The following is a 14,349-nucleotide window of genomic DNA, read 5'->3' as shown; positions in this document are numbered from 1 at the left end:
CAGGTTGAAGGCTATTTTGCGCGCCTGGAAAGGCTGAAAGACCGCCGCCGGGATGTACCCACCTCCTTGGAGATCCTGTCGGGCGTGTTGTGCGCGACCTCTTCGATATCCATCCCGCCTTCCGTGCTGTACATGATGACATTCTGACCCTTGCTACGGTCCAGCAGCACGGACAGATAAAATTCCTTCACCGGATTGGCGCCCGGATAGTAGACGTCCTGTGCGATCAGTACCTTATTGACCTTCTTCCCTGCGGGACCGGTCTGGATCGTCACCAGCGTTCCGCCGAGAATATTGGAAGCGATCTGTTTGACCTCTTCCGCACTCTTTCCAACCGCGACCCCTCTCTGCTCGGTTCCCTCGATCTTTCCTTTTCCACGGCCGCCTGCATGTATCTGGGCCTTCACCACTTGCGAAGTTATTGCCGAACTGAACCTTAAGATTCTTATACGCTTCCTCAGCGGCCCCGGCATTGTCTACGGGGATGCCTTCCTGTACGGGTACATTGTACTTTTTCAGTAGTTCTTTAGCCTGATATTCATGCAAGTTCATTGGAAGAAATTTGTGCGAATTTAGGGCAAAAAAATAGACCGGCTAAAAATAAAAGTACCCGGTCTATTTTTTCAATATATGTCCGGCAAGGGAGTTTGCCGGGGGGAATCCGGGACAACGTCCGGCTATTTTTGTCAGAACCTTCCTGCCTTAATAACGCCGATTCCGCACCAACTTCGTGTTCCCGGAGCTCTTATGGTCATTTTCATAGTTTTCATCGCCCCTGCGGAAGAGTTTTTTGCAGGACGTTATAAATGCATTAGTTTGCAGTGTTTGGGTTTAAACATCGATAATCCTTGTTGCTAACGGTTTCGGTAATGACCAGGCATTACGCCAGGAGCGGTCTCAAGCGCTTCCGGTTTTTTGTGGCACTACCTTCTACAGGTTGAATTGCCGGGGTGCGTTAATTAACCCGTCATCCTAGATCGATTCCCTGGGAACCAGGTCCGCGTGCAGCTGCACGGGCACATTCTCCTGCACCACATCCTCTCCCGAATGCTTCCAGGCGGTCGATCAGCGCCGCCATGGCTTTCTGACCTATCTCTTCGATCGGCTGACGAATGACCGAGATCGTGGGCGTATACAACCGGGAAAATATCGTTGTCGTCAAAACAAAAGTACAGCCAGTTGTTCGGGAACTTTAATGTGTAACTTCTTAATAACCTCTGATACCCGGCACACCCAGATAATCTGGTCAGAAAGAAAACCGCATTCTACAGATTGACCCGCGCCCGCAAGGAGCGACTCGACTTCTGCAGGGCGCCTTCCTTCGAACTGTTGTAGGGAATGATCTTCACCTGATGTCCTTCGCTGCTCACTCCATGCTGCTTCAGCACGTCGCAGTAGGCACGCACGCGGTCCCTCATATGCGCCATCTCCGTCTCGATCGTTATCAGCGCGATCTTGCGGTAGCCCTTGCTGATAAGAATATTCTGTTCCCCCTGGTCACGCCCTCGTAGTTGTTGACGAGCACCGCGGGTATCTCGTCGTGCTGCGGGAAATACCGGTCGATCAGTATGACGGGCTTGTTCTCCGCCTGCAGTTTGCGGATCTCATCCGCGAGATTTAGTGTCGGAGTGATGATATATCCGTCCACCTGCCGCTGGGACAACATATTGATCAGTTCACGCGCTTTTTCTTCGTCGTTGTCGGTACTGCAGTAAACGACCTCTGCAGTCGTACTTTTTGGCTTCGTCCTCGATGGTCTTCGCCAGCGTAGCAAAAAAGCGTTGGAGATATTTTCCACGATAAGACCGATGGTCTTGGTCTTTCCGGTGCGAAGGCCGCGCGCCAGCTGATTGGGACGATAGCCCATCTCGCGGGCAACGTTCTCGACCTTGTCTATCACCTCGCGGCTTATGCGCATTTTCACCGCCTTGTCATTCATTACAAAGCTGACTGTGGAAACAGAGACACCCGCTTTGCGAGCGATATCGCTGATGGAAACTTTCTTCATTTCTGTGGATTGGGCTATAAAGATAAGAACTAAATCGTTTTAGCCCGTGTCTCTCAGTAAATTTTTAGTATTATTAGGGACCACCCCCAAAACTGCTCATGAAGAAGCCTCTATCAGCAATTTTGCTATTCTTTTGAGTGCTACGGCGCTAGCCCAAAAACCAGTCCCTTTCCCACCGTACTGGTGCCTTTCGTCCCTGGTCAATCCATCGCCATCCGTGTCGTCAACGATACCGGCCTTCGCGACTACACAAATATAACCCTGGTTTGGGAATTAAAGGCCAATGGCCTTGTCCGGCAAAAAGGAAAAATCGCCGCCCTGCCCGTCCCCCCCAAAAGTCTGCCCTGATCCGCCTGCCTGCGCGGATCACGCCCGATGCCCCCGAAGAGCTTTACCTCGACCTTCATTATTATTACCATAAGCCCGGCTCCCGCCCCCTTCGGACCTCCTCTCCGGAAACCCATCTCCTCCTCCACCCCTGGACCGGCAGCCTACTCCCCGTCAAACCCAGTGGCGACCTGACCTATACCGACTCCAACGGCCTCTTTACCATCCAGTCACCCGCCCCTCCGGTCCGCTTCGACAAACAGACCGGCTGGCTGCAGTCCTACACCTCCGGAGACTGCCAGCTCATGAGAAGATACACCCGGCTGCAAACCCCGGCTTTGGCCGGATTCCATAACCGTCCCCCCATCCGCAGCTGTTCTCGACCAGCACCGGCAGCCAGCTCGTCATCGTCCGGACGGAATATACACCTCCCCGAAACGTCCAGCCTCCTCCACCTGAGCTATACCGTCAACGCCGCGGGTGAGATCCTGGTCGAACAGTCGCTGTCCACGGATACCTCCAAACAGGGCCCACCCCTCCCCCTTCTTCGGAATGTACTGGCGCCTACCAGCCGGATTCGACTCCCTGTCAGCATACGGCCAGCAACCCACACCTTCCTGTACCATCCTGCTATCGCTTAGGGATTACCGGGACCAGCGCCTTCGACAGTACCGGTGGCTGTCTATAACCCGCCCCGACGGCAGGGGTTTAAGATCATCGCCGACAGCACTCTCCTCACCGTCCGCACGCAATCCTCCCCGCCCCGCATCTGTATCGATGCCCCGAACCGGTCAGATCAGCTGCCCTACGCCGACTACCGCTACGCGTTCAAAATTTCACCGGTAACACCACTTTCCTTCGCCTGCAAAAAAATCCGCTGAGTAACCTACTCTCCCGCGTCATTCACTAAATCGTCTTATCACTTCACTAAATCGTTTTTCATAAAATGAGTACATAATACACAAAAGAATTTTTCACAAAAAATGCACGTTTTGATTGTAGTTCAAACGCTTTTTTCTGTACCTTCACATACCTAGTATTTCACTACGATTTTATCTGTCCCGTCGAAGATTAGCTTGCATGGAAGATGTGTTATAAACCATTTTTGTTAATTCACTAACACCTCATCAGATGAAGCCCAATGTCGTCCAGGATTAATTGTCCCCTCCGTCAGCTCGCAGCTGACCACCTTGCCAGCCACCGCTAAAATCGTCAGAACATCCCCGCTCGAAAAAAGCCAAAGAAGACGAGGTCCCAATGGCGCCTCTCCCTTCCGAAGAAATGATCCTGCGATTAAACGCTATGGCCAAACAATACCCGTTCTGCGTGTCTCACAGGACCAACAGCCATAGCCGTCTCCTGTAACACCAACATCTTCCACCTTCCTTGTCCGCCTGCCTCGGCAGGAGCCCCATTCCTCCTCCTCACAACATTGCTTTGCAATCGATATCATTCCGGACAGCTCTTTACTGAGCCTGTTCCGGCAACACCTTAGAGTTCAATATAACCTCCAGCCTGCACCCTTTTCCCGGAGCCGAATCGATCTCCACCCTCCCATTATACAGTTCGGCCCGGCTCATGATATTGGAAAGCCCCACCCCCTTCCTCCGCATACGCGTATCGAATCCCTTCCCGTCATCCGCCACCCGCAGCCGGACCTGTTCCTTCACCATATTCAACTCCAGCTCGACCGAACTCGCCTGGGCGTGCTTTAAAATATTATTCAGCTGCTCCTGGATGATCCGGTATATATTGATCTTCTGCTCCGGCTGCAGCGACTGCTCGTCGACCCCGGAAATCATCAGCCGGATCTTCATCTTCCCTACCATCTGGATGCTCCGGATCAGCTCTTTTATCGACTGAATAAGCCCCAGATCGTTCAGACTGGGCGTTATCAGCTCGTGCGACAGCTTGCGGATCTCCTCGATCGCCATCGAAATATTCTTCCTGCTCTTGGCCAGCAGCTCGAACCTCGGCTCCCGCTCCTCGATAGCCACGTCCAGATATAACTTGGAAGTCGCCAGTATCTGGTTGATATTGTCGTGCAGCTCCTGGCCCAGCTCGAACCTCTCACGCTCCTGCGCACCCAGCACCACCTCCGTTATCTGCTGTTGCTTCAGCTTGTGCTGCAGCGCCAGCTCTTTCTCCAGCCGGATACGCTCGGTTACGTCGTTGACGATGACCTGCATACACAGCTTCCCGAAATAGTCGATCAGGTGTGGCGTGATCTCGACCACCATCACGTCCCCGCCCTTCTTGTGATGATGCCACAGTTTGATGGGCGCGGACTGCATATCGGACACAGTGCGGAAGCCCTCCATGAGCATATCCGCCTCACCCGGCGAGTGTATATCCCTCATCGTTAGCTGATGAAATTCGTACTTGTCGAAGCCGTACTTCTCCAGCGCCGCGTCATTGACCTCCACGATCTGCAGCGTATCCAGATCGAAGATCCAGGTGGGAAACGGGTTCTTATAAAAGATCTGCCGGTACTTCTCCTCCGACGCCCGTATGGCCGCTTCAGACCGTTTTCTTTCCGTTATATCCTGGATCGCACCGATCATACGCACCGGCCGGCTGTCCGCGGAAAAGATCAGATGCCCCCGGTTATGGACATAGGCATATTCGCCATCACTGCGCCGCAACCTGTATTCATCCTCCCAGCTTGCCCGACCCGCCATCCCTGATCAGCTTCCACCGCCTGGTCATTACCCTGTCCCTGTCTTCCGGATGAATGATCTCCTCGAGAAATCCATCCGGAGTGTACGCATCCACGATATCATAGCCAAACAGCTGCTTGTAATTGTCGCCGACCATGAATACCTTATTGGTGAGGATATCCCAGTCCCAGATCGCGTCGTTGGTAGCCTTTACCACCGTGTTGAAACGCTCATTGCTCAATCGTAGATTTTCCAGCGTACGTTTACGCTCCATACTATACTGGATCGCCTTGGCCAGCAACCCCTCCGTTAACTCGCCTTTAACAAGATAGTCCTGCGCCCCCTCCTTTATCGCCTCCAGGGCAATATTGGTGTCCGACATCCCTGTGAGAATGATCACCGGTATCCGCTGAACCACCGGTCGCAGATAAATGAACGTGTGAATGCCGAAACTGTCCGGCAGCGTGAGATCTAGTAAAACTACGTGGATAGTATGCCTTTCCAGCAAGGTATAGGCCTCGTGAATATGGTCCGCCGAATACAACTGCGCGATGTCCAGACCCGAGGATCTTAGCATATGCTCGAGCAGGAATAAGTCGCTGGAATTATCCTCGACAGTTAGGATGGTAATACCGGTTCTTTTTTGCATCAGGTATCTGATTTGGGAGTTTTCCGATCTGGTTTCCTATTTTAGGCACTAATCAACACCTTATCCCGATAAAAAAATCCCCGCTTGAGGCGGGGATGCACTAATCAAATACCATAACCATTAAACCTTATCCTATTAGACCATGAATGTACTTCTTTTTCTATTCACCAACAAAAATCTTCTGTGGTCATTTTTAAAGAAATAGAAGTTACCCTCAGGGTAAACCCTTACAAATAGTTTAGTACTAATCCTAGCTCACCCCCTCTAAAAAATGGTGTTGTAAATAATTCATTATCAATAATTTTCTTTGGAAGCGCCGTTTGAATGAGACTAGATTCCCTGCAATCCGGCCGCAGGCCTGGGATGGCTCGCCGGCTCGTGCTTTTCGTCGCCGGAACTGCCGCCTTCGACCCTGTTTCGGATCATGCCGCCGCCGCCAGCCCGCAGGGCTTTTTTCAGGGTCTGGCCCCTGGGGTTATTCTTTTTTCACGCTGATGCCTATCCGACCCGATCCTCGGACGCCCATTACCGCACCCTACGCAAGAACAAAAGTAAACCCAAAACTGCTACCCTCTCCCACCCGGCTATTGACCCAGATATGCCCGCCCTGCGCCTCTATGAATTCCTTGGAGATAGACAGCCCCAGCCCCGTCCCATTACGGTCATGGGTCCCCGGGACCTTGAAATACCGGTCGAAGATCCGGGGAAGGTACTTCTCGTCGATACCCCGCCCCTGGTCCTTTACGATAAACTCGATATTATTGCTGTCCCGGAATGCAGTCACCTCGATACCAGAATCCTCCGGCGAATATTTGATGGCGTTGGTCAGGAAATTGATCAGCACCCACGAGGTCTTTTCCAGGTCGGCCTGGATAAATGGCAGGTTTTCGGCTACCCTCGTCTGTATCCGGATATGTTTCTGCTGGGCCTGGAACTGTACCGCCTGCACGGCCTGATCGACAATGGTCAGGGGACTGGCCGGTTGCAGCTTGAGCTGGATATTCCCCGTCTCGACCTGCGACATGTTCAGCAGCTCCCCGGTGATCTTCAGCAGCCGGTCCGAATCATCCGTTATGCTGCGGATCAGCTCATGCTGTTCGGCATTCAGGGGGCCCACCCTGTTATCCGTGAGCAGCCGGGCGCTCATCTTGATGGAAGAAATAGGGGTCTTCAGCTCGTGGCTGACAGTTGCGATAAAATTAGTTTTGGCTTCGTTGAGCTCGTGGAAGGGTGTGATATTCCGCAGGACGATCACCTGCCCGATGATGGTCTCTTTGTTGGTGACCTCGAGCACGTCCTTGCTGAAATAGCTTTCTTTACTATCGGCGTATATCTTCAGCTCCTTCTTCTCGGGACTTTCCTGCAGCAGGGTCCGCATGAGGTCATTGGTCAGCGCGACATCGGGGGCATACTTCCCCGTGATATCCTTTTCCTTCAACCCGAGCAGCTTTTTCCGCCACGGCATTGAGAAAGAGGATATTCTTCTTCTCATCCAGACCGACGATCCCATCCCTCATCTGGTTGATGATGGTCTCGATCCGGCTCTTCTCGAACTGCATCTGCGCCAGGTTGCTGTTCTCGTATTCGTCCAGTTTCTCCGCCATGGTGTTGAAGGCGCCCGCCAGGTCGCCAAACTCATCTTCCTGTTTCAGATAGATCCGCTTCTTGTAGTTCTTCTCCGCAATGGCCTGAATACCCTCCGAAAGGCTTCTGATCGGGTCCGAAATGATCCCGGGCAGGTTAAAGATAAAAGTAAAGGACACCAGGGTGAGAATAGTGAACAGCACCGTCAGGATATTCTTCGCGTTTTCCGCCGTCTGCTGGGCGATGCCATTCTTACGGACGATGGCCATTTCGTTCAGGTCTATGATCTTGTTGATGCTTCGCCGGATATCCGAATAGTTGCCGGCATCTGACGGATCAGCCACCAGCTTCGTTGAAGTTCCTCATCAGGTCTTCCGTCGCCTCCTTCTCGCCCACTTCCGTCACGTTCCTCTGCTGCTTCACCAGGTTCTCCCGGAACACGGCAAGCGCATTCTTATCGATCGGCAGGTCCTCCAATGCCTGTAGCATCTTGTTGCAATAGACCAGAGACTCGTGGTTATTCTGCAATACCAGCCGGCCTTCGTTGCTGAGCCGGTTGATATAGAACAGCCCCAGCACTCCGAAAAGCACGATCACGATAAATAAAAAGACCAGACCGATGGATAATTTCGTTTTTAGTCGAATGCTCATATAGTTTGCCCAGATCTTATGATAATATAACCACGTCTATGTCCGATGCAGCCAGCCGCTGCAGCAGCTGATTGAATACCGCCGTGCTCACGATCACATTATACAGGGTCAGATGCGGCTTGCCGATACAGATGGTCGTAACGGCGTGCTTCTCTGCCAGCTTCCATGATCCCTCTGGCAATATTCGGCTGTTTTATCTTGATCACCTCCGCCCCCAGCTCGGTCGCCAGCTTAAAGTTATTAATTAAATGCCGTTGAGCCGCCAGCCCGATCTTGTCCCCATCCTCCTTCGGCGTCTGGACATAGAGCAGGAACCACCGGGAATGATAATAGGTCGCCAGACGGGCCGTCTTGCGGATCACCTTCTTCGCCGTCTCGTGGTTGCTGCTGATACAGGCCGAGGAACCGTTCCGTACGCAGGTGCGTCCCTCTGGGCAGCTCGGTCTCGATCTTCCTTTCCACCTGGCTGGCCACTTCTTTCAGGGCCAGCTCGCGCAGCTGGAGGATCTTCTCCGGCTGAAAGAAATTCTGCAGGGCGAGGGCGATCTTGTCGGCGGTGTAGATCTTCCCTTCTTTCAGCCGCGTCACCAGCTCGTCCGCCGTCAGATCGATATTGACGACCTCGTCCGCTTCCTTCAGCACGCTGTCCGGGACCCTCTCGGCCACTTCCACACCCGTGATATTCCGTATCTCTTCGTTCAGGCTCTCGATGTGCTGGATATTGATGGCGCTGATCACGTTGATCCCCGCATCCAGAATGTCCATCACGTCCTGCCACCGTTTTTCGTTCTTGCTGCCCTCGATATTCGTATGCGCCAGCTCGTCGATGACCACCACCTCGGGGTGGAGATTGATCACGGCCTGTACGTCCAGCTCGTCCAGCTCCTTCCCCTTGTAAAAAGCTTGCGCCGGGGCAGTACCGGCAGGCCCTGCAGCTGCAGCTCGGTTTCCTTCCGGTTATGCGTTTCCACATAGCCGATCTTCACGTCGACCCCGTTGCGCAGCAGGGTCTGTGCCTCCTGAAGCATACGGAATGTCTTCCCCACCCCGGCGCTCATGCCGATGTATATTTTGAACTTCCCCGCCTCGACTGGCGGATCAGCTCCAAAAAATGCTGTACGCTTTCGTCTTTATCGGCCATCCAAAGCAACGTTTAGTTGAAGCACATTGACCTTCGCAGGTCCGAACATCCCCAGCAGGGGTCTCTCTGTACAACGGTCAACCAATTGATTTAGTTCTTCGTCACTCATATTCCTGGCCCTGGCCACCCTTTTTACCTGCACTCTGGCTCCCGCGGGGAAATATCGGGGTCAAGTCCACTAGCCGAATACGTCACCAGCTCAGCCGGAATATCTTCCTTTTTCACTCCCGGATTATGCACCAGGAAGCTATCGATATGCGCCTGGACATCCTTCAGATAGTCGGGATTGGATGGCCCCTTGTTGCTGCCGCCGCTGCCCGCCGCGTTATAGTTCACGGCCGAAGGACGGCTCCAGAAATAGTCGTCCCTGGTAAAGGATTGCCCTTCCAGTGCGTAACCAACTACTTTCCCTTTTATCGCCAGGGTCTCCCCCTCGCCCTTATTGGGAGCCAGCTGTGCGGCTGCCAGTATAATTAACGTGTATATTCCGCAAAAAAGAGGATGCAGACTGCTGTAAGCCTCAGTGCGGGTAAAATATGCTGTTTCATGATTAGACGATTGTTAATGTTTAAAACCAGACAGATACCACCAGGTCGATCAGTTTTATCCCGATGAACGGTACGATCACGCCCCCAAACCCGTAGATCAGCAGGTTCCTTCTCAGCAGGGCGCTCGCTCCTATCGGCTTGTAGGCTATGCCCCTCAGCGCAAGCGGGATCAGCAGCGGAATGATGATCGCATTGAAGATCACAGCCGAGAGGATGGCGCTCTCGGGGGTGTGCAGCTGCATGACATTCAAAGCCCTCAGACCCGGAATAGAAGAGATGAAGAGCGCCGGCACTATCGCGAAATACTTGGCGACGTCATTGGCGATGGAGAAAGTGGTCAGCGTTCCCCTCGTCATCAGCAGCTGCTTCCCGATCTCGACGATCTCGATCAGCTTCGTAGGGTCGTTGTCCAGGTCCACCATATTCCCGGCCTCTTTGGCCGCCTGCGTACCGCTGTTCATGGCCACACCAACGTCGGCCTGCGCCAGCGCGGGAGCGTCATTTGTTCCATCTCCCATCATCGCCACTAATTTACCGCCCTGCTGCTCTTTGCGGATATAGTTCATTTTATCCTCCGGCTTGGCCTCGGCAATATAGTCATCGACACCGGCTTTCTCCGCAATATACTTTGCCGTCAGCGGGTTGTCTCCGGTGACCATTACGGTCTTTACACCCATCTTCCGCAACCGCTGAAACCTTTCTTGTATCCCCGGCTTGATGATATCCTGCAGCTCGATGACACCCAGGGCCTGTCCATTACGGCTAACGGCCAGCGGCGTTCCTCCGTTGGAGGCGATCTCTTTTACCCTGTTCTCCATCGATACCGGAAAGATGTGTCCCTCACGGTTGACGATCTTCTTGATCGCATCTGCGGCGCCTTTACGGATACGCTGAGAGCCGTTGCTACCGGCGCCGGCGTCAACTATCGTGGGTCCACCGAGGTCAATTCCGCTGCATCGGGTCTCGGCCGTAAAGGCCACAAACCGAGCGTCCTTCAGCGCATAAGTATGCGGGTTGGCTCTGGCCAGTTCGATGATCGACTTGCCTTCGGGCGTCTCGTCTGCGAGCGAGGCCAGCACACAGGCTTCTATGAAATCCGCCTCCTCTACCCCTTCCGCGGGCCAGAAATTCGTCGCTTTGCGGTTGCCGATAGTAATGGTGCCGGTCTTGTCGAGCAACAGCGTATCGAGGTCTCCGGCCGTCTCTACCGCCTTGCCGCTCTTCGTGATCACGTTCGCCCGAAGGGCTCTGTCCATACCGGCGATCCCGATCGCGCTCAGCAATCCGCCGATGGTCGTAGGAATGAGACACACAAACAATGAAATAAAAGCCGCTATAGTAATAGGCGTATTGGAATAGTCACCAAATGGCTTCAGCGTAACACAAACGATCACGAAGATCAGGGTAAAGCCGGCCAGCAGAATGGTCAATGCGATCTCATTGGGCGTCTTCTGCCTGCTGGCGCCTTCCACCAGCGCGATCATTTTGTCAAGAAAACTTTCGCCTGGCTGGGTGGTGACCTTTACCTTGATCCGGTCACTGAGGACCTTGGTGCCGCCGGTCACCGAGGACTTGTCGCCCCCCGATTCCCTGATGACGGGCGCGGATTCGCCGGTGATCGCGCTTTCATCGATGGTAGCCAGCCCCTCGATGATCTCGCCATCCATGGGTATGATGTCCCCCGCCTCAGCCAGAAATATGTCACCTTTTCTCAGCTGGGAGGACGGAATGACCTTTACTTCCCCTACGAAGATCTCTCCTACCGCAAAGACCTTCTTTGCCGGTGTGTCCTCCCTCGTCTTTCTCAGGCTGTCGGCCTGGGCCTCTCCTCTGGCTTCGGCTATGGCTTCGGCAAAATTCGCGAACAAAAGCGTGAACAGGAGAATGATAAAGATCAGAATATTATAGACGAGGGCGCCCTGGCTCTTCTCGCCTGCCATGATCCAGATGCAGACACCCAACATGATGACCGTCCCAATCTCTACAGTGAACATCACAGGGTTGCGAAACAGGATCGTCGGATTCAGCTTGACAAAGGACTGTTTGAGCGCCTCCCTGACCAGCCTCGGGTCGAATAATTTATTACTGTTATTATAATTAGTCATTTTGATCGGTTTTATAGATGTGCTACTTCATGCTGAAAAACTCGGCTATCGGCCCCAGCGCCAAAGCCGGGAAGAAAGACAGTGCCGCTACAATTATGATCACGGCAAATGTCATGACCCCGAAGGTTCCCGTATCCGTCTTCAGCGTACCGGCGCTCTCGGGGACATATTTCTTCCTGGCGAGTATCCCCGCGATAGCTACCGGCCCGATGATCGGAAGGAAACGGGAGAGCAGCATCACAATACCGCAGGTGATATTCCAGAAGGGGACGCCGTCCCCGAGTCCTTCGAAGCCCGACCCGTTGTTGGCAGAAGACGAGGTATACTCATACAGCATTTCGGAGAAACCATGGAATCCCGGGTTGTTCAGCCAGCCGGCATTGCCCTTCGGGTCATGGGCATAGAGATAGGACGACAGCGCCGTAAAGGAAAGGATCAGCAATGTATGCAGCAACGCGATGATCGTAGCGATCTTCATCTCTTTTGCTTCGATCTTTTTCCCAGGAATTCGGGCGTACGTCCCACCATCAATCCGCTGATAAAAACGGCTATGATTATGAAAATATAGAAGTTCAGGAAGCCTACTCCCACGCCGCCATAAAAGGAGTTGACCATCATACCCCAAAGAGCGAACATGCCGGTCAGTGGCGTCAGGCTGTCGTGCATGGCGTTGACCGACCCGTTGGAGGTCACGGTGGTCGTGATCCCCCAGTAGGCGGATGCTGCCGGACCAAACCGGACCTCTTTCCCCTCCATGCTTCCCCATGGCTGGACTACCCCCATATTGCTGATCGCGGGGTTGCCCTTCGCCTCATAGTGCAAAGCGGGAAAGAGCAGGCACAGGAACCCCGCCGTCATAACGCCAAACACCACCCAGGCAAATCGCCTGCGCCGAAGGACGTGCCCCAGCGCAAAGACCAGGGCGATCGGAATAAGAATGATGCTGATGTTCTCCACCATATTGGTGAAATAATTGGGATTCTCCAGCGGCTGCGCAGAGTTGGCGCCAAAGAAGCCGCCCCCATTGGTGCCCAGCTGCTTTATCGCCACCATCGCGGCTACCGGTCCACGGCTGACGTGAACAGTATCTCCCTGGAGGGATATATAAGTATCCTTGCCTTTAAAGGTCATTGGCGTACCGCTGAACAGCAGCAGCAGCGCAACTACCACCGACAACGGTAGCAGGATACGGGTGCAGGACCTGACGAAGAATGCGTAGAAATTACCCAGCTTCTCGGTGGTCTTTTCTTTCATGGCCTGGAACACTACGGCACAGACCGCCATACCGGCCCCCGCGCTGATGAACTGGAACAGCATCAGCACCAGCTGTCCCAGGTAGGACACCCCGGTCTCTCCGGAATAGTGCTGGAGATTCGTATTGCTGACAAAGCTGACGGTCGTATTGAAGGCCAGGTCAGCCGACATGGAAGGATTGCCGTCCGGGTTCAGCGGCAGCCAGCTCATGTTCATCAGGACCAGCATCGAGAATAAGAACCATACCAGATTGATGGTCAGCAGCGCCGTCAGGTGCTGCTTCCAGTTCATTTCCCGGTCGGGTCTTATCCCCCAGGCGGTAGAAGATCCGGTCCAGCGGATTGAAAAGACGGTCAGCCCAGGTCTTCTCATCCATATATACCTTTCCGATGTATTTACCCAGCGGAATTGCCAGCAGCACCGTGAGAAGATACATGGCTGCGACGCCCATTAGTTGTGTGTTCATGAAAATCAGTTTTTAGGCTTAGAATTTTTCCGGTTTCACCAGTACGTAACAGAGGTAAATGAAAACCAGGATGGAAATGATGAATAACAGGGTCATAATAATTAGATTTTATCAAAGAAGTCGATAGCCTTATAGAACAGGGCAAAACCAATAAGCCCCGCCAGTAATAAGATCACTGTCAGCATTGAAGTAAATTTTTCTCTTGAAAGTCAAAAGGGATGCCCGGCCCGTGCCCGTCCCCGGCCGGCGGCTTCAAATGCAGGACAGGCTTGAATTATAGCGCGCGGGCGGAATAATGGCCGGAATATAAGACGCGAAAACACCCTACCAAAATGGAAAGGTTTTGCCAAAATGGTGCTGGCCTGCCGGCACAGGGGCCTACGCCTCGTAGCTGAGCTTGTATTCTTCTATTTTCCGGTATAACGTCGTAAGACCGATATTGAGCAGCCGGGCGGCTTCGGTCTTATTCCCCTTGGTATGATTAAGTACGCGCTGTATATGTAATTTTTCGACACTGGCGAGATCAAACGCGGACAGCGGTCCCGTCGACTTCAATCCCGCTGTCTGAAACTCCGAGGGCAGGTTGTCCACCGTCAGCTGCGGCCCGTCGGAGAGAATGACCGCCCTTTCGATGATATTCTTGAGTTCGCGGATATTCCCTTTCCATTCGTGCTGCTGCAGCCGGTCGAGAAAATCCTTGCTGATCCCCTCAATTCTCTTATTCCCCTTTCCGGAGAAGATGCGGAGATAGAATTCCGCCAGCAGCGGGATGTCCTTCTTCCTGTCTCGCAGTGACGGCAAAAAGATCGTAAAAACGTTGAGGCGGTAAAAAAGGTCCTCGCGGAAATGTCCGTCGTCGACGTCCTGTTGCAGGTCCCGGTTGGTAGCGGCGATGATGCGTACGTTGACCTTTGTTGGCTTCGTATCCCCCAGCTTTGATGAACTCGCTGGTCTCC

Annotated in this window: 14 protein-coding genes and 4 pseudogenes; 2 read left to right on the top strand and 16 right to left on the bottom strand. The window is 53.4% G+C overall.

Features of this window, described 5'->3' with window-relative positions; genetic code table 11:
* Nucleotides 1–11: 11 nt before the first annotated feature.
* The 4 genes and pseudogenes from ACQ86N_RS10970 to ACQ86N_RS10955 all read right to left on the bottom strand — a co-directional run bounded on the left by ACQ86N_RS10970 (nt 12) and on the right by ACQ86N_RS10955 (nt 2,008).
* On the bottom strand, nt 12–407 hold the full coding sequence (locus ACQ86N_RS10970; RefSeq protein WP_431215186.1) for an ATP-grasp domain-containing protein: 396 nt from the start codon (nt 405–407) through the stop codon (nt 12–14).
* Nucleotides 408–444: 37 nt separating this feature from the next.
* Nucleotides 445–552: pseudogene (locus ACQ86N_RS10965) on the bottom strand (ATP-grasp domain-containing protein); the annotation flags it as partial.
* A 713-nt stretch (nt 553–1,265) separates the two neighbouring features.
* Nucleotides 1,266–1,418 (bottom strand): hypothetical protein, encoded by a 153-nt coding sequence (locus tag ACQ86N_RS10960; protein WP_431215185.1) that lies wholly within the window; start codon nt 1,416–1,418, stop codon nt 1,266–1,268.
* A 26-nt stretch (nt 1,419–1,444) separates the two neighbouring features.
* Complete coding sequence (locus ACQ86N_RS10955) at nt 1,445–2,008, bottom strand: LacI family DNA-binding transcriptional regulator (protein WP_431215184.1); 564 nt, start codon at nt 2,006–2,008, stop codon at nt 1,445–1,447.
* A gap of 266 nt (nt 2,009–2,274) precedes the next feature.
* Between ACQ86N_RS10955 and ACQ86N_RS10950 the strand changes: the two genes are divergently transcribed.
* Nucleotides 2,275–2,976: a hypothetical protein gene (locus tag ACQ86N_RS10950; protein WP_431215183.1), complete on the top strand. Its 702-nt coding sequence runs from the start codon at nt 2,275–2,277 to the stop codon at nt 2,974–2,976.
* A gap of 33 nt (nt 2,977–3,009) precedes the next feature.
* On the top strand, nt 3,010–3,216 hold the full coding sequence (locus ACQ86N_RS10945; protein WP_431215182.1) for a hypothetical protein: 207 nt from the start codon (nt 3,010–3,012) through the stop codon (nt 3,214–3,216).
* A 585-nt stretch (nt 3,217–3,801) separates the two neighbouring features.
* On the opposite strand, the gene ACQ86N_RS10940 is transcribed toward ACQ86N_RS10945, so the two are convergent.
* The 12 genes and pseudogenes from ACQ86N_RS10940 to ACQ86N_RS10885 all read right to left on the bottom strand — a co-directional run bounded on the left by ACQ86N_RS10940 (nt 3,802) and on the right by ACQ86N_RS10885 (nt 14,194).
* Entirely contained in the window at nt 3,802–5,016 is a 1,215-nt protein-coding gene (locus ACQ86N_RS10940; protein ID WP_431215181.1) for a PAS domain-containing sensor histidine kinase, read from the bottom strand.
* Nucleotides 4,988–5,644, bottom strand: coding sequence for a response regulator (locus ACQ86N_RS10935; protein ID WP_431215180.1), 657 nt, complete (start codon nt 5,642–5,644; stop codon nt 4,988–4,990). Before ACQ86N_RS10935 ends, ACQ86N_RS10940 begins: the two co-directional genes overlap by 29 nt.
* 535 nt (nt 5,645–6,179) lie before the next feature.
* Nucleotides 6,180–7,109 (bottom strand): sensor histidine kinase, encoded by a 930-nt coding sequence (locus ACQ86N_RS10930; protein ID WP_431215179.1) that lies wholly within the window; start codon nt 7,107–7,109, stop codon nt 6,180–6,182.
* On the bottom strand, nt 7,027–7,572 hold the full coding sequence (locus ACQ86N_RS10925; RefSeq protein ID WP_431215178.1) for a HAMP domain-containing protein: 546 nt from the start codon (nt 7,570–7,572) through the stop codon (nt 7,027–7,029). The genes ACQ86N_RS10930 and ACQ86N_RS10925 overlap by 83 nt, the downstream gene beginning before the upstream one ends.
* Nucleotides 7,565–7,879 (bottom strand): hypothetical protein, encoded by a 315-nt coding sequence (locus tag ACQ86N_RS10920; protein WP_431215177.1) that lies wholly within the window; start codon nt 7,877–7,879, stop codon nt 7,565–7,567. Before ACQ86N_RS10920 ends, ACQ86N_RS10925 begins: the two co-directional genes overlap by 8 nt.
* 16 nt (nt 7,880–7,895) lie before the next feature.
* Nucleotides 7,896–8,060 (bottom strand): hypothetical protein, encoded by a 165-nt coding sequence (locus ACQ86N_RS10915; RefSeq protein WP_431215176.1) that lies wholly within the window; start codon nt 8,058–8,060, stop codon nt 7,896–7,898.
* Between the two features lie 59 nt (nt 8,061–8,119).
* Nucleotides 8,120–8,907: pseudogene (locus ACQ86N_RS10910) on the bottom strand (hypothetical protein).
* A 102-nt stretch (nt 8,908–9,009) separates the two neighbouring features.
* A pseudogene (gene kdpC / locus ACQ86N_RS10905) lies at nt 9,010–9,473 on the bottom strand (potassium-transporting ATPase subunit KdpC).
* Nucleotides 9,474–9,588: 115 nt separating this feature from the next.
* Nucleotides 9,589–11,673, bottom strand: a complete 2,085-nt coding sequence (kdpB, locus tag ACQ86N_RS10900; protein ID WP_431215175.1) for a potassium-transporting ATPase subunit KdpB — start codon at nt 11,671–11,673, stop codon at nt 9,589–9,591.
* Nucleotides 11,674–11,695: 22 nt separating this feature from the next.
* Nucleotides 11,696–13,363, bottom strand: a pseudogene (gene kdpA / locus ACQ86N_RS10895) (potassium-transporting ATPase subunit KdpA).
* 48 nt (nt 13,364–13,411) lie between these two features.
* Nucleotides 13,412–13,489: a K(+)-transporting ATPase subunit F gene (gene kdpF, locus ACQ86N_RS10890; protein WP_431217357.1), complete on the bottom strand. Its 78-nt coding sequence runs from the start codon at nt 13,487–13,489 to the stop codon at nt 13,412–13,414.
* Nucleotides 13,490–13,771: 282 nt separating this feature from the next.
* Entirely contained in the window at nt 13,772–14,194 is a 423-nt protein-coding gene (locus ACQ86N_RS10885; RefSeq protein ID WP_431215174.1) for a helix-turn-helix domain-containing protein, read from the bottom strand.
* Nucleotides 14,195–14,349 lie beyond the last annotated feature (155 nt).

The organism is Puia sp. P3 (assembly GCF_050632245.1).
Taxonomy (GTDB): Bacteria; Bacteroidota; Bacteroidia; order Chitinophagales; family Chitinophagaceae; genus Puia.
Note: the sequence above shows the minus strand (reverse complement) of the source record. Positions and strands in the feature narration are given on the sequence as shown.

What these genes read in the sequence shown, in the direction of transcription:
- ACQ86N_RS10960 (WP_431215185.1), bottom strand. Translation starts at nt 1,418, where the DNA reads ATGAGGGACCGCGTGCGTGCCTACTGCGACGTGCTGAAGCAGCATGGA.
- ACQ86N_RS10955 (WP_431215184.1), bottom strand. Translation starts at nt 2,008, where the DNA reads ATGAAGAAAGTTTCCATCAGCGATATCGCTCGCAAAGCGGGTGTCTCT.
- ACQ86N_RS10940 (WP_431215181.1), bottom strand. Translation starts at nt 5,016, where the DNA reads ATGGCGGGTCGGGCAAGCTGGGAGGATGAATACAGGTTGCGGCGCAGT.
- ACQ86N_RS10935 (WP_431215180.1), bottom strand. Translation starts at nt 5,644, where the DNA reads ATGCAAAAAAGAACCGGTATTACCATCCTAACTGTCGAGGATAATTCC.
- ACQ86N_RS10930 (WP_431215179.1), bottom strand. Translation starts at nt 7,109, where the DNA reads ATGCCGTGGCGGAAAAAGCTGCTCGGGTTGAAGGAAAAGGATATCACG.
- ACQ86N_RS10920 (WP_431215177.1), bottom strand. Translation starts at nt 7,879, where the DNA reads ATGAGCATTCGACTAAAAACGAAATTATCCATCGGTCTGGTCTTTTTA.
- kdpB (WP_431215175.1), bottom strand. Translation starts at nt 11,673, where the DNA reads ATGACTAATTATAATAACAGTAATAAATTATTCGACCCGAGGCTGGTC.
- kdpF (WP_431217357.1), bottom strand. Translation starts at nt 13,489, where the DNA reads ATGACCCTGTTATTCATCATTTCCATCCTGGTTTTCATTTACCTCTGT.